The sequence below is a fragment of the Arthrobacter sp. Soil_N43 genome (assembly GCF_057655195.1).
In genome coordinates, this window is the sequence record NZ_JBDGML010000106.1 from 39,111 (window position 1) to 58,065 (window position 18,955).

Annotated in this window: 12 protein-coding genes; 5 read left to right on the plus strand and 7 right to left on the minus strand. The window is 64.8% G+C overall.

All coding sequences use genetic code 11. The annotated features are described in order from the left end of the window. Positions 1-14: 14 nt before the first annotated feature. A complete protein-coding gene (locus AC3A3W_RS14895) occupies positions 15-4,190 on the plus strand; it encodes an FtsK/SpoIIIE domain-containing protein (protein WP_487443802.1) in 4,176 nt (1,391 codons plus the stop codon). On the opposite strand, the gene AC3A3W_RS14900 is transcribed toward AC3A3W_RS14895, so the two are convergent. Continuing rightward, a complete protein-coding gene (locus AC3A3W_RS14900; RefSeq protein ID WP_487443803.1) occupies positions 4,144-4,566 on the minus strand; it encodes a hypothetical protein in 423 nt (140 codons plus the stop codon). The genes AC3A3W_RS14895 and AC3A3W_RS14900 overlap by 47 nt on opposite strands. Before the next feature lie 310 nt (positions 4,567-4,876). Between AC3A3W_RS14900 and AC3A3W_RS14905 the strand changes: the two genes are divergently transcribed. After that, on the plus strand, positions 4,877-5,125 hold the full coding sequence (locus tag AC3A3W_RS14905) for a WhiB family transcriptional regulator (protein WP_003804966.1): 249 nt from the start codon (positions 4,877-4,879) through the stop codon (positions 5,123-5,125). A 96-nt stretch (positions 5,126-5,221) separates the two neighbouring features. Here the strand turns inward: AC3A3W_RS14905 and AC3A3W_RS14910 are convergent, their stop codons facing one another. The 4 genes from AC3A3W_RS14910 to AC3A3W_RS14925 are packed head-to-tail and all read right to left on the minus strand — an operon-like array spanning position 5,222 to position 13,587. Next, positions 5,222-6,691: a sensor histidine kinase gene (locus AC3A3W_RS14910; RefSeq protein WP_487443804.1), complete on the minus strand. Its 1,470-nt coding sequence runs from the start codon at positions 6,689-6,691 to the stop codon at positions 5,222-5,224. Positions 6,692-6,724: 33 nt separating this feature from the next. Continuing rightward, entirely contained in the window at positions 6,725-11,578 is a 4,854-nt protein-coding gene (locus tag AC3A3W_RS14915) for an NAD-glutamate dehydrogenase (RefSeq protein WP_487443805.1), read from the minus strand. 57 nt (positions 11,579-11,635) lie between these two features. Then, positions 11,636-12,946, minus strand: coding sequence for a CpaE/TadZ family protein (locus AC3A3W_RS14920; protein ID WP_487443806.1), 1,311 nt, complete (start codon positions 12,944-12,946; stop codon positions 11,636-11,638). After that, positions 12,943-13,587 (minus strand): CpaB family protein, encoded by a 645-nt coding sequence (locus tag AC3A3W_RS14925; protein WP_487443807.1) that lies wholly within the window; start codon positions 13,585-13,587, stop codon positions 12,943-12,945. Before AC3A3W_RS14925 ends, AC3A3W_RS14920 begins: the two co-directional genes overlap by 4 nt. A 155-nt stretch (positions 13,588-13,742) precedes the next feature. Here AC3A3W_RS14925 and AC3A3W_RS14930 point away from each other — a divergent pair, with 155 nt between their 5' ends. After that, on the plus strand, positions 13,743-13,958 hold the full coding sequence (locus AC3A3W_RS14930) for a helix-turn-helix domain-containing protein (RefSeq protein ID WP_487443808.1): 216 nt from the start codon (positions 13,743-13,745) through the stop codon (positions 13,956-13,958). Between the two features lie 20 nt (positions 13,959-13,978). Here the strand turns inward: AC3A3W_RS14930 and AC3A3W_RS14935 are convergent, their stop codons facing one another. Continuing rightward, positions 13,979-14,551, minus strand: coding sequence for a hypothetical protein (locus tag AC3A3W_RS14935; protein ID WP_487443809.1), 573 nt, complete (start codon positions 14,549-14,551; stop codon positions 13,979-13,981). Between the two features lie 189 nt (positions 14,552-14,740). Between AC3A3W_RS14935 and AC3A3W_RS14940 the strand changes: the two genes are divergently transcribed. Then, complete coding sequence (locus AC3A3W_RS14940) at positions 14,741-15,556, plus strand: LysM peptidoglycan-binding domain-containing protein (protein WP_487443810.1); 816 nt, start codon at positions 14,741-14,743, stop codon at positions 15,554-15,556. Positions 15,557-15,655: 99 nt separating this feature from the next. Continuing rightward, on the plus strand, positions 15,656-16,084 hold the full coding sequence (locus AC3A3W_RS14945; protein WP_487443811.1) for an Rv3235 family protein: 429 nt from the start codon (positions 15,656-15,658) through the stop codon (positions 16,082-16,084). An 88-nt stretch (positions 16,085-16,172) separates the two neighbouring features. Here AC3A3W_RS14945 and secA read toward each other — a convergent pair whose 3' ends face one another. Beyond that, entirely contained in the window at positions 16,173-18,902 is a 2,730-nt protein-coding gene (gene secA / locus AC3A3W_RS14950) for a preprotein translocase subunit SecA (RefSeq protein ID WP_487443812.1), read from the minus strand. Between the last annotated feature and the right edge of the window lie 53 nt (positions 18,903-18,955).

Below are 18,955 nucleotides of genomic sequence, written 5' to 3' on the forward strand. Positions count from 1 at the left end.
CGTGGTGCCTGAAGTTGCCCTCAGGAACGGAGGCCCGGCAGGTGGATCTGGACTTCACCCTGGTTCGCGGCCCCGGCGCCGCAGTGGCCGCCGCGCCGATGGAACTGACCGCGACCGTCCGCGACGGATCGTCCGGGGCAGCGCTCGACCAGGAGCTCGCCCGGTGCTTTCAGACCCGGCGGCTGACCCTCAATGGCCTGCCGATTTCCTCCTTGACCATAGGACAGGCCCCCCTGGTCACCGGCGCTGTCATCGTGGACGGCGGTCACCACCCGGAGGGACGCCGCGGCCGGCCTGCGCGCGAGGCACCCGCGTCCTTGCTGCTGGCTGTGCACAGCGGCCCAGCCGCAGGAACGGTGCTGCCGCTGCGCCGCGGGAGCTATCTGATCGGACGCACCAACGCTCAACTGACGATTCCCGATGTGGACCTGTCCCGCAGACATGCACGGATCGAGGTGTCGGAAACGGCCCTGACCATTGAGGATCTCGACAGCCTCAACGGCACGGAAGTGGACGGTAAATTCGTCCGGAATGCCTCTATTTCCACGAGCTCCCTCATCCGCTGCGGGCGTTCCACGCTGACCGTTGTGGTGGCCGCGCCGCCAGGCGCCCCTAATGCAGGCCTTGGCTCCGCCGGTCAGTCGGTGGCCGAGCCGTTGACGGTACCGCGGCCGGCGGGGCAGGAAAACCGGGGAATGCTGTTCCTCAGTGCTGCGCTTCCGGTTGCTGTCGGTGTCGGGCTGGCTCTGATCACCGGAATGTGGATGTTTCTGGCGTTCACGGCAGTATCGGTGGTGATGCTCCTGGTGCCCTTATTGACGGGCCGGCGGCAGCGGCGCGGCGTGCGATCAGCGGTTGCCGAGGCCGCGGCCACAGACCGGGAACGACGACGGCGGTCCGCGCCGTCAGCCGCACAAGTGGCTCTGTGCGCAGCGGGGGCGGTGTCAACCGCCGATGCCCCGCCGGATGCCTCCGGAGTCTGGCTCCGCCTCGGCTTGGCGGAGCAGGACGCGAACGTCCGGGTGGACCCTCCGGATGCGGAGTTTCGGCCGCCGCCCCTCGGGTCAGTTCCGCTGCTGCTGGACCCGCAAATTCCCGACGTCACTGTGCGCGGGCCTGACAGTGCGGTGTCCGGATTGATGCGTTCATTTCTCATGCAGCTCACGGGGTATCCCATGGCCCGGGGAACACGGGTTGCTGTCTGCGGACCTGTCTCATCGCTGCCGCTGACCGCGAGATACCTTCCCAACGTCACACTGCATGCTGCTTCCGGGGACGTTGAGAGTATCCTCGCCGGCAATCCATGCAGAGGCGCCGCCGGAGTCCTCCTGCTGGCGGTCCCTGCGGGGACAGGCTGGCCGGGCCGCGTGGTCGAAACGGCACGGCGGCACCGGTGGCGCGTCATGAGGTTCACGGATTGCGGTTCGGCGGCTTCCGCCGGTCCAACCACTCCGGACGGACAAGGGCCGCCGGAGGCCGATATTGAGCTTGCCGGAGACCAGGCCTTATTTCGCTGTGCCGGCACCGGCCAACGCTTCACGGCCGACCTCGTACCCCATGACGTCTTTGACCGGTACTGCCGGCAGTTCAGCCAAAGGGGATCCACGGCAGTGGGACGCTCCGTACCCGTCGCTTGCCCGCTCAGCGACATTCTTGACCTGTCAGCAGAGGCCACGGACCTCAGGTGGTCCGAGGGAAGGCTTGCCCCCGGGCTGGCCATCCCCATTGGACTGGGTGCAGATGGTCCGCGCATCCTCGACCTTGAGGCCGACGGTCCGCACTTCCTCGTTGCCGGCACCACCGGCTCCGGGAAGTCGGAGCTCCTGCGAAGCCTGACCATGGCCCTGGCTCTCAGCTTTCCTCCGGACCGTGTCAACGTCCTGTTCTTCGATTTCAAGGGCGGGTCGGGGCTGGGCCCATTGACGCCGCTCCCCCATTGCGTGGGGATGCTGACCGACCTCTCCAGGAGCGAACTTGACCGGACCATGGCGTCACTGCGGGCGGAAGTCCGGCGCCGGGAGCAACTCCTGGCAGAGGCTCAGGCACCGGACCTCGCAGCCTACCGTCTGTCGAGGGCCCATGACTCGCCTCTTCTCCCGCAGCTGATCCTCATCATCGATGAGTTCCGGATGCTGGTGGACGACGCCCCCGCGTCCTTGAACGAACTGATGAGAATCGCCACCATCGGCCGCTCGCTGGGAATTCACCTCATCATGGCGACTCAGCGTCCGCAGGGGGCACTCAACGCCGATATCCGGGCCAACGTCACCACTAGCATCGGCCTCCGGGTCCAGTCCGCCCATGAATCGGCCGACATCATCGGCACCAACGCTGCGGCGGCGATCAGGGTTGAGACGCCGGGACGGGCCTTTCTTGCGCGGGGAACGCAAGAACCCGAGGAATTCCAGGCGGCGGCACTCTCCGTCGCCGCCGCGGAGCCCCGGCACGGCAGGGCCATTGTTCGTCCCACGACGGAGGCCCTCCGGAGAGCCGCGGCCCCGGTGGTGGACGGCGACGCCGCGTCCGGCCCGCCCACGCCGGCCGCCGTGGCCGGTCCGCTGGTCGGCACGGCGGCAACGTTGTGGGCAGCACGGGGTGCCCACGCGCTCAGAAGCCCTGTCGCCCCGCCGCTGCCGGTCGCTCCGACCTATCCCAGTATGGCCGGGGAGTCCGGCGCCGCCGCTGCTCCCGGCGGCGGCTGCTGCGTGGAGCTCGGCTGGCTGGATTTGCCCCACCGCCAGGAGATCCTCCGGCTCTTGTGGCGCCCCGCCAGCGATGGACATCTGGCGCTGATGGGCGGCACGGCCGCTGATGCGGCCGGCGCCATGTCGCTGGTTCTGCACCAGCTGGCCTTACATCCGGAGGAGTCCCATCTCTACGTCCTGGATGCCGACGGTTCCCTGTCCGGAATGAAGGCGTCGGCCCGGACCGGCGCAGTGGTCGGACTGCACGAACTGCGCCGGGGAGTACGGGTGCTGGAACGGCTCCGCCAGGAGATGTCCCGCCGGCTGAGCGGAACCGGATCGGCCCAGGCCGCTCCCCTGGTCCTGGCGGTCTCGGGCTGGGGATCGTGGGTCTCCGCCCTGCGGGCTTGCCCCTTGATGTGGGCTGAAGACCTGGTGCAGGACATCGTTCGGGACGGCAGCCGTGCCGGCATCACCGTGGTCATGTCGGGTGAGCGCGAGCTGGCCATGTCGCGGTTTCTGTCCGCCATGCCAAGCCGTGTCTATTTTCCCCGCGGTGCGAGCGATGAGAGCCGCTTGACGTGGCCCAAAATGCCTGAGGTCCTGGATGTCCCCGGACGCGCCGTGGCGTTCGGATCAATATCCGGCGGCCAACCGGCGGCGTGCCAGTTCCATGCCGACGGCGGGCTGGTGCTCCATCGCTCCGGGGTGCAGCCGAGCCTGCAGGCCCTGCCCTTCAGGGTGGAGGCCCTGCCTTCACGTCTTCCGGCAGAACACCTGCTTGCACTGATCGGCCACCCGCTCGGCCCGGTGGCGGAGTCGTCCCGCCAACGGGAAAGCCTGGAAAGCTCACAGCAATGGTCCAGCAGGGCCCGGCAACTCTTTATCGGTGTGGGTGGCGATGACCTTCGGCCTGTGGCTGTGCGCCTCCCGTCAGGAGGCGTCCTTGCCATCCTGGGAGGCACTGGCTCGGGAAAAAGTGCGTTGCTCGACGCCATTCCCGTCGTTAATCATTCAGCGGCAGCCTGGCTTCGTCCCGACGCCGAGACCAGCCCTGCAGAATACTGGGCGGAAATACACCGCGAAGCACACGCGGGGCGCCTGGCCCGGCATGGTGTGCTGCTCGTAGACGACGCGGATCTGCTGCCCCCTTCCGTTAACCAGCTATTGCTGGACATCAATGCCCTCGGCTGGGCCGTCATCATGTCCGCGAGCTTCAGCCAGACCCTGGTGCAGCGGGTGCCCTTGACCATGGCTGCCCGCAGTTGCGGCAGCGGGATACTCATTGCTCCAAGGAGTCCCGTGGACGGAGACCTCTTCGGAGTGAGGTTCGAACTCGAACCGAATCCGCCTCCGGGACGCGCCGTAGTTCTTTCGGAGGGCAAGGCGGTGCCGGTCCAGCTGGCCGGTCCCGTGAGGGGCGGCGACACTCCGCAGCCGAACCCCGGCCGGTCAATGATCAGAGTGCAGGAGGCGAGCCGGCTGCCCGGGAGGCGAACCGGATGACACCCTTATTGAACAGCAGCACGATGGCCACAGCGGCGGGAAGGAGCATTGCCAGGCCCGCCAGCGGATAGCCGCCGGTAAGGGTCGGGAATCCTATGGTGAGCACGAACAGTTGCGCCACCAGGGCACCGGCCCGTGGCCAGCGGAAGCCCCGGAACAAGAACACGGCAACCGCGTAAAGCCACGATGCGAAGGCCAGCAGTAAAGCAAGGGTAAAGACCGCGCCCCAGAAGGACAGGACAGGGGCGCCGGTCATCAACTGGAGGCTGTACCAGCCGGCAGCGGCCAGCAGGGCAGTGGCTTCGGCCGCGACGATAGCCGAGATCGCGGCGATTGCACGGGGTCGCCCGCCGGGGAACGACGGCGTCTCCGGCATGCTCTGATGTTGGAAGCCGCCACTGTCACCAGGCTCGGGGGACGGGTCGGAGGGGCTCGCTGGGGGTCTTGACACACTGGCACCCTACCGGACATAGTCGACACACGGTGGGGGGCGGTTGCCCGGTGTGATGCATCGCTCACGTTTCGGACGCATTTCGTGGACCACTACCCCTTGTTTACACAGCGTTAACATGAAACGCTTGATCCAGATGACCAAGGGGGCCCCTCAGGGCCCCTTTCCTATGTAGGCCCTAGTGAATATTTTCACAAGTGGCATTGACTTCCCAGGAATGGAGTGACTGATCAGCATGGATTGGCGTAACCGCGCAGCGTGCCTCGACAAGGACCCGGAGCTTTTCTTCCCGGTTGGAAACACTGGCCCAGCCCTTCTTCAGATCGAAGAAGCCAAGAGCGTCTGCCGCCGGTGCCCCGTCGTCGACACCTGCCTGCAGTGGGCGCTTGAGTCCGGCCAGGATGCCGGAGTCTGGGGCGGCATGAGCGAAGACGAGCGCCGTGCGCTCAAGCGCCGGGCAGCCCGCGCCCGCCGGGCCTCCTAGAGCACCCGTTCACCAGTTTCGGCAAAGGCCGCGGACCCAAGGTCCGCGGCCTTTGCTGTTATCCATGGCACCGGTGCATCGCACGGCCCGCCCGCATTAACGGTTCGCGAGGCTCAGCACGATCTGGACCGCCGTTCCGCCGCCCTCCCGGGGTTTCCACTGGATGGTCCCGCCCAGTTCGCTCGTGACCAAGGTCCGGACGATCTGGAGTCCGAGGCCCTCCACGTGCGGAGTGTCCGGGAGTCCGACGCCGTCGTCCGCCACTGTCACCGTGAGCAGTTCAGCGCCATCCTCGGCCTCGGACCTGTCGGCCAGCAGCCAAACCGTTCCGGTTCTCCCTTCCAGCCCGTGCTCGACGGCGTTCGTCACCAGTTCGTTGATTACCAGCGCCAGGGGGGTGGCAAAGTCGCTGGGAAGCTCTCCAAACTGCCCCGACCTCTGGGTCTTCACCTGCTGGGACGGTGAGGCGACCTCGGCCGACAGCCGGAACTGCCGTCCGATCAGCTCGTCAAAATCAACGCTCTGGGTGAGCCCCTGCGAAAGCGTCTCGTGGACCAGGGCAATCGTGGCAACACGCCGCATGGCTTGTTCCAGTCCCTGTTTCGCTTCGTCACTGACCATGCGGCGGGACTGCATCCTCAGCAGAGCGGCCACTGTCTGGAGATTGTTCTTGACCCGGTGGTGGATTTCACGGATGGTGGCGTCTTTTGTGACGAGCTCCATTTCCCGGCGCCGCAGCTCCGACACATCGCGGCACAGCACCAGCGCACCGAACCGCTGCTGCTCATCGCGGAGTGGAATCGCCCGTAGCGACAGGCTGACGCCCCGCGACTCGATCTCGCTCCGCCACGGCATGCGTCCGGTGACAACCAGGGGAAGCGTTTCATCGACCATGCGGCGGTCCCTGAGCAGGCCGGCCGTGACTTCCGCGAGGGAACGCCCTTCCAGCGACTCGCCGTCACCCAGCCTCCGGAACGCAGAGACCCCGTTCGGGCTCGCGTACTGCACGATCCCCTCGGCATCGAGCCGGATCAGTCCGTCTCCAACACGGGGCGCCCCGCGGCGGGAGCCCGTAGGCGAGGCAAAGTCCGGCCAGAGGCCCAGGGTGCCCATGCGAAGCAGGTCGTAGGCGCACTGGCGGTACGTCAACTCAAGCCGGGACGGCATACGTGAACTTGAAAGATCCATGTGGGACGTGACCACGGCAAGGGTTCGGCCGTTCCTGACCATGGGCACGGCTTCCACACGCAATGCCATGTCGCTGCTCCAGTTGGTTTCACTGGAGCGCTCAATCGTGCGGCTGGCCCACGCCTTGTCCACGAGGACCTGAAGGTCGGACCGGATGCCCTCCCCGACGAAATCGGCATGGAATACCGTATGCGTCGTGGAGGGCCGCACGTGTGCCAGCGCCACGTAGCCATAGTCCGGGTGCGGAAACCACAGGGCGAGGTCGGCGAAGGCGAGATCGGCCACCATCTGCCAGTCACCCACCAGGAGGTGCAGCCACTCGGCATCCCCCGGCCCAAAATCAGCGTGTTCCCTGATGGGGTCCGTAAAGATTGCCACTACACCTCCAGTTTTCGACGCCGGACCGGAGCCCTAGCGTCGGACGATTGACCTCAAGAGCCTCAATGCTACCGACAGCGAGGCCATGTCGTCCGCTTCGAGGGCGTTGACCTCATCAAACATGCTCTTCGCACGTCCCAATTGCTCGGCATTCAGCGCCTCCCAGGCCTTGAGCCGGTCCTCCGCCGGCGCCCCGGCCTCAGTCGACTCCAGCACCGCCGTCGTCATGTCCGAAACGGTCGAGTAAAGGTCGTCCCGCAACGCGGCGCGGGCGAGCGCCTGCCACCTGTCCTGGCGGGGCAGCGAACTGATCCGTTCGAGCAGGGAGTCCGCATGGAAGCGGTTGAACACCGTGTAGTAGACGTGGGCGATTTCGCCCACCGGCTCCGTACGGCTGTGCGTGATCTTGGCAATGTCCAGCAGGACGAAGCTCTCAAACAGCTCGGCCCAGCGGTGTGCAATATCCTCAGGCAGCCCCCAGGACCGTGCCTTTTCAAGCCATTCCGCCACCCGCTCGCGGTCGTCCCCGCGCAGGTAGTCCAGAAGCCGGGCCCGCATGGGATCCATCAGCGGCTTGAATTCTGCGACGATGTCCGCGATGGGCCGGGACGCGTTGCCCTGTCCAAGGACCCAGCGCACCGCCCGGTCCAGCAGCCTCCTGATGTCGAGGTGGACCGTGCTCCAGTGCTCCGTGGGGAACGACGCCGGAAGGCCATTGAGTTCGGACACCATGTTGTCCAGCTCGTAGATCTCGCGGAGCGCCACGAACGCCTTCGCCACCGCCACTTCGCTTGCGGACGTTTCTTCCATGGTCCGGAAGGTGAAGGTGATGCCGCCCATGTTGATCATGTCATTGGCGACAATTGTGGCGATGATTTCGCGGCGCAGCGGATGCGTGTCCAGTTCAGCATCGAACCGTTCCCGCAGCTGCTTCGGGAAGTATCCCCGCAGCGTCTGACGGAACCAGGGGTCATCAGCGAGGTCGCTTTCGCGCAGGGCCGTGGCCAGTTCGATCTTGGCGTAGGCGGCCAGGACTGACAGCTCGGGCGAGGTCAGCCCCTGCCCCTGCTCAAGCCGTTCGTGGAGAACGGCGGTTGAGGGCAGCGCTTCCAGGTCACGGTTCAGGTCCGCGGACTTCTCCAGCCAGTCCATCAGCCGTTCGTAGCTTGGGCTCCATTCGGCCACACGCTGACGGTCGTTGAGCAGCAGTATGTTCTGGTCGATGTTGTCTTCCAGCACAAGCCGGCCCACTTCGTCTGTCATCGACGACAGGAACTCTGCCCGCTCTTCCGGATCAAGCTTCCCCGCAGCGACCATGCGGTCCACGAAAATCTTGATGTTGACCTCGTGGTCCGAGCAGTCGACGCCGGCTGAGTTGTCGATGGCGTCCGTATTAAGGATGACGCCCTGCAGCGCAGCCTCGATGCGGCCCCGCTGCGTCATGCCCAGGTTGCCGCCCTCGCCCACGACTTTCACGCGAAGGTCGCGCCCGTCAACGCGGATGGCGTCGTTGGCCTTGTCCCCCACCATCGCGTGGGTCTCGGTGCTCGCCTTCACATACGTGCCGATGCCCCCGTTGTAGAGCAGGTCTGCCGGCGCAAGGAGGATGGCCCGCAGCAGCTCGGGCGGGCTCAGCTGGGTAGTTCCCTCCGACAGGCCGAGCGCCGCCCGCACCTGGGGGGACACCGGTATGGATTTGGCCTGCCGCGGGTAGACCCCGCCGCCTTCACTGATGAGGCCCTTGTCGTAGTCGTCCCACGACGACCGCGGAAGCTCGAAAAGCCGCTGGCGCTCTGCGTAGGACTTTGCCTCGTCAGGGTTGGGGTCCAGGAAAATGTGGCGGTGGTCGAAGGCCGCGAGCAACCGGATGTGCTTTGACAGCAGCATCCCGTTTCCGAAGACGTCACCGGACATATCGCCGACACCGACGACGGAGAACGGTTCCGACTGTGTGTCGAGGTCCAGTTCGCTAAAGTGGCGCTTGACCGACTCCCACGCACCCCTGGCCGTGATGCCCATCGCCTTGTGGTCATACCCCACGGAACCACCAGAGGCGAAGGCGTCACCCAGCCAGAAGCCATAGTCGGCCGCAAGCGCGTTTGCGATGTCGGAAAACGTCGCAGTGCCCTTGTCCGCCGCCACGACGAGATATGCGTCATCGTCATCGTGCCTGACAACATTTTCGGGCGCAACGAGCCGCTCACCGTCTGCGCCGGTCACGAGGTTGTCGGTGAGATCGAGCAGTCCACGGATAAACGTCTTGTAGCTTTCGACGCCTTCCGCCATCCATGCGGCCCTGTCTGCTGCGGGATCGGGCAGCCGCTTGGCGAAAAAGCCGCCCTTGGCGCCGGTAGGGACAATCACCGCATTCTTGACTGTCTGGGCCTTGACCAATCCCAGGATCTCTGTGCGGAAGTCTTCCCGCCGGTCGGACCAGCGAAGACCGCCGCGGGCGACCTTGCCGAATCGCAGATGGACGCCCTCGACCCGCGGCGAGTAGACCCAGATTTCGAACTGTGGCCGCGGGAAGGGCAGGCCCTCGATGACTGCGGGGTTCAGTTTGAAGCTCAGGTAGGGCTTCTCCTGGTAGAAGTTTGTGCGCAGGGTTGCTTCGATCAGGTTGGTGAAGGTCCGGAGGGCGCGGTCGGCGTCGAGGGTCGCGACAGTTTCAATGGATGCGGCGAGCTCGGCGCGAACCTTTTCCTGCCGTTCCTCCCGCTCCAGCTCGGTCAGCGCAGGATCGAAGCGTGCTTGGAACAGCGCACTGAGCCCCTTGGTGACCTCCGGGTTGGCCAGCAGGGTATCAGCCAGGAATTCGAAGGAGTTTGTGTTGCCCATCTGACGCATGTATTTTGCATAGGCCCGCAGCACAACGACCTGACGCCAGTTCATGCCTTCGCGCAGCACCAGGCGGTCGAAACTGTCCGATTCCGCGGCACCGGTAACTGCAGCCCCGAAGGAATCCGCGAGCAGCTGGCCGGTGGACAGCGGGTCCACCCCGGCCGGGAATTTCAGCCCGAGGTCGTACAGGAAAAAGTCGCGGCTGTCGGCCGTTTCGATTTCGAAGGGCCTCTCATCCAGGACCTCCAACCCGAGGTTGTGGAAGTAGGGAAGGATCTGGCTCAGGCTCTTGGGCTCGAGCATGTAGAGCTTGACCCGCGCATCCTCTTCGAGTGTTGCCCCTGCACCTTCCGGAAGGTAGACGTGCACGCCGGGGCGCTCCTGCTTCGCTCCGACGCTCCTCTCGGCCGCTGCCCCGTACTTTTCAAACCTCTCAATGTCCTCCAGGGCGTCTTCAACCTCATAGTCCACCCGGTAGGTCGCGGGAAAGGCTTCAGCCCAGAGATCGGCGAGTTCTTTGGATCCTTCGCCGTTGCTCCGGTCGCGCAGAACCTCGCTGATGCCCTCGCCCCAGGACCGTGCTGCACGGACGAGCCGCTTCTCCAGATCCTCGGTGTTGGCATCGCTGACATCGGCGCCCTTGGGCAGCCGGATCCGGAAGAAGAGCCGGGCAAGTGCGGACTCCGTCATCCTCGCCTCGTAGTCGATGGACTGCGCGTGGAATGTCTCGCGGAGTTCCTGTTCGATCCGAAGCCGGACGTTGGTGGTGTACCGGTCTCGTGGCAGGTACACCACGGCGGACATGAACCGCCCGTAGATGTCGGGGCGCAAAAACAGCCGGGTGCGGCGGCGTTCCTGCAGCCTTTGGATGCCGGTGGCCGTCGCGGCGAGGTCGGGGATTTCGATCTGGAAGAGCTCGTCCCGGGGGTACGTTTCCAGGATGCCGAGCAGGTCCTTGCCAGAGTGCGAGTCGGGCGGGAACCCGGCACCCCGGAGGACGGCTTCCACCTTTTCCCGGACGATGGGGATGTTCCGGACCGAACCGGTGTAGGCGCTGGTCGCAAAAAGGCCGATGAAGCGCTGTTCGCCGTTGACGTTGCCTGCCGCGTCAAAGCTCTTCACACCGATGTAGTCGAGGTAGGCCGGCCGGTGCACCGTCGAGCGCGAGTTGGCCTTGGTGATGACCAGGGCCTTTTTCTCGCGCGCCTTGCGCCTGCCGGCGTCCGTCAGATGCTGGACATGGGGCGTGTCACGGTGGGCTCGCAGCAACCCGAGACCGCTGTCCTCCCGGAGCTCCAGGACGTCTTCTCCTGCCTCATTAATGAGGTCGTACTCGCGGTAACCGAGGAAGGTGAAGTTGCCTTCGTCCAGCCATCGAAGCAGGTCCTGGGCCTGTCGCAACTCGGCGATTTGGGAGGGATTGGCGACCTTGTCGAGGGATTCGGCTATCTGCCTCGCCTTGTTGCGCATTTTCGGCCAGTCCTCAACGGCTGCCCGGACGTCTCCCAAGACCCGTTCCAGGCCTTCGGCAAGGCGCGGCTTTACCTCGTCGCTGGCGCGGCCAATCTCCACCGCAATCCATGACTCCATGTGCGTGGTGTTGTCACCTGGGGCAATCAGGTGGGACAGGCTGGGTAATGCGGCCGTGTCACCGCTGGAAATCCCGACGCTGGACGGAACCCTGCTCACCTTGACGAGCTCATGGGTCTGGCGGTTGCGTGTGACGACGAACATGGGGTGGACGACGAGCTGGATGGCCGAATTCTGGCGGACCAGCTCCGCGTTTACGGAATCGACCAGGAACGGCATGTCATCCGTGACGATGTACACAACGCTCCGGTCCGCTTCATCAACAATTGAAATGTTGGCGGTGCCCGGCTCGCGGCTCGCGGCGACCTTCTTGTGCGTCTCAGCCCGCTGACTCAGAACATCCTTTGGATAGGCACGAACGTCCTCCTCCGCGAGGTGCTCGTAGTAATCCGCGAAGAAGCCCTCTTCGGCTTCAATCGGACGGGACTGATCCTCCACGCTGGACCCAGACGACATTGATAAACGCCTCCATCACAAGTTCATGGCCGCACCGTTGCAGCCCTAATCGTGAGCCTAGCCCCTCAGCGAACGCTTTGCTGTGGAAGTAAAGACAGAGGATCGGCGCTTTTGCTGGTCAGGTGCACAAACCAAAGCGGCAATGCCGGACCGGAGGCGTGAATCCGGAGCAGCCTCCAGCAGCAAGGACCCCGACAGCAGCGCCGTGTCAGCCGCCTCCGGATCGGACGGAAGGAACGCTTTGATGCCTGTCGCCGGGCCATAGCGGTCCCAGGCCTCGCGTAGTTGCCGTTCAGGTGAGCGGCCCACCGCTGCGGCCCGCACCTTGTTCATCACCACCTCCGGCCGTATGCCCGGGACCGCGGCATCCAGTTCGGCAAGGCCACGGACCAGCCGCGGAACTCCGATGGAGTCCGCGGACCCGACGGCGAGGACTGTGTCAGCCAGTTCCAGGCTCCTGAGCGTTGCGGCGTTGCGGCGCGGCGCCATGGTGTCAAAGCTGAGCTCCTCGTCCGCCTCAAGGCAAAACCCCGTGTCAACGACCACAACGTCGGCAACCTCCTTGGCCCGCTCGAGCACAAGTGCGAGCGCGGCGGCCCGAAGTTCAGTCCAACGGTCCGCACGCGTTATGCCGGTCAGGACGCGGAGGGTCCCCGATTTCGTGGAAACAGGCACTGCCACCCGCAGCAGCGATGCCGTGTCGAGGAGCCCCTGGTCGGCAAGGCGGCAGGCCTGCGCCAGGCCTGCCGCTTCGTCCAGGAGCCCGAGAACCGCGCCAATGCTGGCTCCATAGCTATCGGCGTCAACGAGCAGGACGGACTTTCCTTCTGCCGCCAGTTCGCCGGCAATGTTCACAGCCAACAGGGTCCGTCCGGGTGATCCGGCAGGACCCCACACGGCGATGATCTTTCCTGTTCCAGGCTCGGCCGAAGTGTCGCCGCCATCGTCCGCCCCGGGCTGCGGAACAGGGCTCGCCTCAGCGACGCCCGGCTGCACCCGTTCCTTGGCGGCAATCCCCCGCCCCGAGAACTGGGCAACTGCCTCAGAGATGCGCTCAGCCAATGCTGCGGATGCCACGGTCGAAATAACCGCGGACACGCCAATGCCGCGCAGCCGGGAAGACTCTCCCTCGCTGTCCGTCAGTGCGATGACAGCAACACCCACGGCGCCGAGCCGGTCGACGAGGGATGCGGTCAATTCTTCGCTCCCCTCGGCCACGACAGCCGCCCGGGCAAGTCCGCTTTGGCACGCAGCCAACAACTCCGCCAGCTCGGCACACCGACGCACGACAGTGACGGGTCCATGGAGTCTCTCCAGGCCGCCGACCAGATCCTGGGCCTGCCCGACCGTGACTACCGGAATACTCATTTCGCAGCCCCGCCGGGATTCCACACCACGGAAATCTTGGCCTCATTTGCCTGCGCTCCGAGGAGGGAAGGCATATGCTCGTCGCCCACCAGAACCATCAGGACGGTCGATTTCGAGGATCCCAGAGCAGTTGAACCGGGTGAGACCTCGGCGATTTCCGCGCCAGGGAGTAGGAGCTTGGGCTGGGCGAATCCGTTCCTCGCATCGGGCATCGATACCCACACGTCAACACGGGTGCCGGCCACAGCCTGTTCCGGCAGCGCTTCCTGCACTGTGACGGCGACCGGCTTCCTGTCCAGCAGGTCCACGGCCCCCAGGCTTTCCCGGGGCAGCAACTGGTCCTTTCCGATCCGCTGGACAGCCACCACACCGTCAGGCATGCCGGACTCCGCCGTGATGTAGTGGGACTCCACTTCCCCCAGCCGCACTTTGACCCGGCTGACGTTGTCCGGGGTGAGCTTCTCTCCAACGGCAATCGCCTCGCGGGCGACGAATACCTCGGTGGTCTTATCCGCACTGCCGAGGAGGGATATCACCCCCACCACCGAAGCGAGGATCAGCAGCACCCCCACCAGCAGTCTTGGATCCTTCCACGAAGGCCTTTTGAGACGGGCACCTGCGGCCACGGCGCTGGAACTCATGCGTGCTTGCTCCCCCTTGAAGCGTCAGGCGCTGTGGACGCGCCAGTCATGATTATTGATACGGCATCCTTGGGCAATCGGGAAGTCACGGGACCAAACATCATCAAACTGTGGATAACGGCACCATCGGGAAACGCAGATGGCAGAATTGAGCTATGCCCCGTTTTCTCACCCTTGCAGATGTAGCCGAGCAGCTTCAGATCAACTCGCCCGCGGCATATGCACTTGTGCGCAGCGGCGAACTGAAAGCCATTCAGGTGGGTGGCCGCGGTCAATGGCGGGTCGAAGAGAAGATGCTTGAGCAATACATAGAAGAACGTTATGCCGAGGCCAGCCGGATGATCGAAGAGGCCAAGTCGAAGTCAGACTGATCCCCGCTCCCCCGAAACCGCTACAGTTCTCCGGGCCGCAGTGAACGAAGTGCGAGCAAAGACCCAAAGGGAACGGTTGCAACCTCCACGACGTTCGGTGCCCTGCGTGCTTCACCCGGAGGCGTGACGGCAAGGTCCAGGAAGTCCCGCCCCACCCGGTCGATGACGCCTGCAATCCGCACCTCGCCGGCTGGACCTCGGGCCAGCAGGACAGTGAGCGGCGCCCTGTCCCGCGCGAGGCTCCGAAGCGCGTTTGCCAGACCCAGCCTTCTCCGCACTGCCGATGGCTCGGCCAAGGCATGCCGGCCAATCCCCGTGTAGTGGGACACCGCCGCGTATGGAACCAGAATCTGGTGCGCTGCCTCATCGATCACCAGGCTTTCTGCGCCCGCGTGGCTCAAGGTGCCCAGGAAGTCCGTCCCGGACACCAGATGAACGCCAACCCTCCGGCCCAATGATCCCCGGAGCCGATCGGCCATGCCGATGGATGCCAGCTCTGCGCGCGCCCGCTCCGATACCTCGGACTCACGGCCCAGGACCTCAGCCTCCGCCAGTTGCGCCTCCAGGTCATCAAACAGGGCATTCCATCGCATGGCGCAACCCTAAGCGGGCCGCCGGTAACGGTCAATCCACATCAACGACGAATAACTCTGGACAGCGGTGCGCAAGATGCAGCACACTGTCGTTGTAGCCATCAAACTGCACTAAACTGCATCAAACTGTATTAAACCGCCCTGGAAAGCATCACCGAGCAGTAGTCACAAAGCGAAGAAGGAACAGGCATGTATCCCTCCACTTCAAGGCCATCCGGTTCAGACGCTGCCTTGGCGTTCGTCATCTTGGGACTGGGGTGCTTCCTGGCCGTCACCGGGGCAGGCCTCATGGAGCAGTGGCATCATTCCGCCTCCCGGCGGCAGTCCCTCGCCTTCGAGGATCTCCTCGGCTTCGTGAGTGCTGCTGCCGGGCTTGTCATAGTCGCCTGGTGGGTGCTTTCGCTTGCGTCCGCTTTCGCGGCTGCCCTGTTGGAACGGTGCGGCAGGGTGCGCGCTGCGGCGCTCAGCGCACGCCTCAGCCCGGCGTTCATGCGTCGGCTCGCCCTGGGCGTCCTGGGCATGCAGCTGGTGGCTGCGCCCCTCGCCCACGCGGACGCTTCGCAGGGGTCGGGGCTCGTCCCCAGCCACACGGTTGCACTGTCTGCCGCATGGGCGCCAACCCAGGCCCAGTGCGCCGACAGTCCAGTCCTGCCTCACGTGAGCCCGGGGTTCGCCACGGAGCCTGCACAGGAGGGCCACGCCACCGGCGCGGCGGTGCCCGGCACGTCTGATGTGCAGCCGCAGTGGCAGGCCAGTCCGCCGGTTCCGGCGCCCAAGTTTGTCACCTCGGCGCCGGCCAGGGCCGCGAACATGCTGCCACCCCGTCAGGAACTCGTGGTCAGGTCGGGAGATTCTCTGTGGACGATCGCTGCCCGGCACCTGGGCCCGGAAGCCACCGACGTCGAAATAGCCCGGGAATGGCCACGCTGGTTTGCAGCCAACAGCGCCGTCATCGGCAGCAGTCCGGATCTCCTCCTGCCGGGCCAGATCCTCAGGGCTCCCTGAGCAGGACGGGCACTGCACCGCCTCTCAGCTCCCGCCCTACTGCGTGCCTGGCATCCCTGGCGTGCCCTCAATCCCATTTCAAGCCAAAGGACCGAAATCATGACCGCTGCAACCACTATCCGGAGCGCGGGCACCACAGCGACACAGGCCGTCCCATCGATGGGGCTTGATGCGGCTGAAGAGGTGCAGGAGATTTGCGCCATCACAAGGTCCACTGTCCAGGCGGCCATAGAAGTCCTCGCCGGCACCAGGCCGATCAACCAACTGGCGCGGCGCTTGGACCAAAGATGCCTGCTGGCGCTCCAGCATCGCGCCTGCCTGACGCGGCGGGAAGCTGCCCGTGCGCCCCGGAAGCTGGGACGCCTCCACCGGAACCCGGCCGTCCGCTCGGTCCGGGCCTGCGAAATTACGCCGGACATCTATGAAGCCAGCGCGGTGGTCATCGACGAGCTGAGGGCACGCGCCGTCGCTGTCCGGCTCGAACGCAGCAAACAGGTCTGGCGGGTCACGGCGCTGGAAATCGGGTGAGCATCCAGCGGCGAAAAGACCCGCAAACAGCAAGGGACCCGGGCGCGTTGCCCGGGTCCCTTGCTCTGGATTTCAGTACGTTCGACTCTTAGCGCTTCTTCTTGCCGTCGCGGCGGGCCTGCGATGCGGCCTTCGCCGGATTCCCGGAGCGTCCCGCCGCCCTGCCCTCGACGCGGGTTTGGGTCCCGCCGCCTTCCGCGGGCGCCGTGTATTGCAGCTGCGCCGGCTTTTCCGGCGCTTCCAGACCGGCGGCACGGATCTGCGGCTCGTGATGTTCGGTGTGGCCTCCGGCGGCGTCGGCCACCACCACGTCCTCGGCGGGAGTGACTTCAACTTCAAGGTTGAAGAGGAACCCGACGCTTTCCTCGCGGATGGCCTCCATCATGGCCTGGAACATGGTGAAGCCTTCGCGCTGGTATTCGACCAGCGGATCACGCTGAGCCATGGCGCGCAGCCCGATGCCCTCCTTGAGATAGTCCATCTCATACAGGTGCTCCTGCCACTTCCGGCCAATGACCGAAAGAACAACGCGCCGCTCCAGCTCGCGCATGCTTTCGGAGCCAATGGCCTCCTCGCGGGCCTGGTACACCAGCTTCGCGTCGGAGAGGATCTCTTCCTTCAGGAAATCGACCGTGATGCGCGACTTTCCGCCCGCCTCGTCGATCACGTCGTGCGAGGTCACCGTGACGGGGTAGAGCGTCTTGAGGTTCGTCCAGAGCTGGTCGAAATCCCAGTCGTCTCCGTTGCCCTCCGCGGTGGCTTCGTCGATCAGCGCATTAATGGTGTCTTCCAGGAAGAACTGCACCTTTTCGTGCAGGTCGTCACCCTCGAGGATCCGGCGTCGGTCGCCGTAGATGGCTTCACGCTGGCGGTTGAGAACGTCGTCGTATTTCAGGACGTTCTTGCGCTGTTCAGCGTTCCGGCCCTCCACCTGGCCCTGGGCCGAGGCGATGGCACGGGAAACCAGCTTGGATTCGAGGGCCACGTCGTCGGGTACCGAGCTGTTCATGAGGCGCTCGGCTGCCCCGGAGTTGAACAGCCGCATGAGGTCATCAGTCAGCGAGAGGTAGAAGCGCGATTCGCCGGGGTCGCCCTGGCGCCCCGAACGGCCGCGGAGCTGGTTGTCGATCCGGCGTGACTCGTGCCGCTCAGTGCCCAACACATAGAGGCCACCGAGGTTCAGCACTTCCTCATGCTCTTCTTTGACGGCCTGCTTGGCGGCGTCAAGCGCCTGCGGCCACGCGGCCTCGTACTCCACGGAGTTTTCCTCCGGATCCAGCCCCTTCTTGGCGAGTTCAGCGATGGCGGTGAATTCGGCGTTACCGCCCAGCATGATGTCCGTACCGCGGCCAGCCATGTTGGTGGCCACCGTGACTGCACCCTTGCGGCCAGCCTGCGCAACGATCGCAGCTTCCCGCGCATGGTTCTTGGCGTTGAGCACCTCGTGCCGGATGCCTTCCTTGGCCAGCAGCCGCGACAGGTACTCGCTCTTCTCGACGCTGGTGGTGCCGACCAGGACGGGCTGGCCCTGTTCGTGGCGCTCGGCAATGTCCTTGACCACAGCATCGAACTTGACGGTTTCGTTCTTGTAGACCAGGTCCGGACGGTCGATCCGCTGCATGTCCCGGTTGGTCGGGATGGCCACGACGCCGAGCTTATACGTGCTCATGAACTCGGCGGCTTCCGTCTCAGCCGTACCGGTCATGCCAGACAGCTTCCCGTACATGCGAAAGTAGTTCTGCAGCGTGACGGTGGCGAGGGTCTGGTTTTCGGCCTTGATCTCGACGCCTTCTTTGGCCTCAATCGCCTGGTGCATGCCTTCGTTATAGCGCCGGCCGGCGAGGATGCGGCCCGTGTGCTCATCGACGATGAGGACCTCCCCATCAAGGATGACGTAGTCCTTGTCGCGCTTGAACAGTTCCTTGGCCTTGATGGCGTTGTTCAGGAAGCCGATCAGCGGGGTGTTGGCGGATTCGTAGAGGTTCTGGATGCCCAGGTAGTCCTCGACCTTTTCAATACCGCTTTCGAGGACGCCGACGGTGCGCTTCTTCTCGTCGACCTCGTAGTCCTTCTCCGCCTGCAGCCGCAGCACCACCTTGGCGAACTCGCTGTACCAGCGGTTGGTGTCGCCCTGCGCCGGTCCGGAGATGATGAGCGGGGTCCGGGCCTCATCGATGAGGATGGAGTCGACCTCATCGACAATCGCGAAGTGGTGCCCGCGCTGGACCAGTTCCGATTTGTCCCAGGCCATGTTGTCGCGCAGGTAGTCGAAGCCGAATTCGTTGTTGGTTCCGTAGGTGATGTCCGCGGCGTACTGCTGCCGGCGGATGGCCGGGTCCTGGTTGGAAAGGATGCAGCCACTGGTGAGACCCAGGAACCGGTAGACGCGGCCCATCAGCTCGGACTGGTAGTCGGCGAGGTAGTCGTTGACCGTGACGACGTGTACGCCTTTTCCGGCGAGGGCATTGAGGTAGGCAGGGGCCGTGGCGACGAGCGTCTTTCCTTCACCGGTCTTCATTTCCGCGATGTTCCCAAGGTGGAGTGCAGCACCACCCATCAGCTGGACGTCGAAGTGGCGTAGGCCAAGGGTTCGTGAGGACGCCTCGCGGACGGCGGCGAACGCCTCCGGCAGGAGGTCATCGAGTTTTTCACCGCCTTGGTGGCGCGCCCGGAGCCGGTCTGTCTCTTCGCGGAGCTCTGCGTCGGAGAATGTTTTGAATGAGTCTTCAAGGGCGTTAATGGAATCGGCATAGTTCCGCAGCTGCCTCAGGGTTTTTTTGTCACCTGTGCGGAGAAGTTTTTCGATTAGTGATGCCACGTGAAGTTGCTCCCAGTCTCATGCTGCCGAATTCTGGCGTGTTCAGTCTACGG

What these genes read in the sequence shown, in the direction of transcription:
- AC3A3W_RS14900 (WP_487443803.1), bottom strand. Translation starts at nt 4,566, where the DNA reads ATGCCGGAGACGCCGTCGTTCCCCGGCGGGCGACCCCGTGCAATCGCC.
- AC3A3W_RS14905 (WP_003804966.1), top strand. Translation starts at nt 4,877, where the DNA reads ATGGATTGGCGTAACCGCGCAGCGTGCCTCGACAAGGACCCGGAGCTT.
- AC3A3W_RS14915 (WP_487443805.1), bottom strand. Translation starts at nt 11,578, where the DNA reads ATGTCGTCTGGGTCCAGCGTGGAGGATCAGTCCCGTCCGATTGAAGCC.
- AC3A3W_RS14920 (WP_487443806.1), bottom strand. Translation starts at nt 12,946, where the DNA reads ATGAGTATTCCGGTAGTCACGGTCGGGCAGGCCCAGGATCTGGTCGGC.
- AC3A3W_RS14925 (WP_487443807.1), bottom strand. Translation starts at nt 13,587, where the DNA reads ATGAGTTCCAGCGCCGTGGCCGCAGGTGCCCGTCTCAAAAGGCCTTCG.
- AC3A3W_RS14930 (WP_487443808.1), top strand. Translation starts at nt 13,743, where the DNA reads ATGCCCCGTTTTCTCACCCTTGCAGATGTAGCCGAGCAGCTTCAGATC.
- AC3A3W_RS14935 (WP_487443809.1), bottom strand. Translation starts at nt 14,551, where the DNA reads ATGCGATGGAATGCCCTGTTTGATGACCTGGAGGCGCAACTGGCGGAG.
- AC3A3W_RS14940 (WP_487443810.1), top strand. Translation starts at nt 14,741, where the DNA reads ATGTATCCCTCCACTTCAAGGCCATCCGGTTCAGACGCTGCCTTGGCG.
- AC3A3W_RS14945 (WP_487443811.1), top strand. Translation starts at nt 15,656, where the DNA reads ATGACCGCTGCAACCACTATCCGGAGCGCGGGCACCACAGCGACACAG.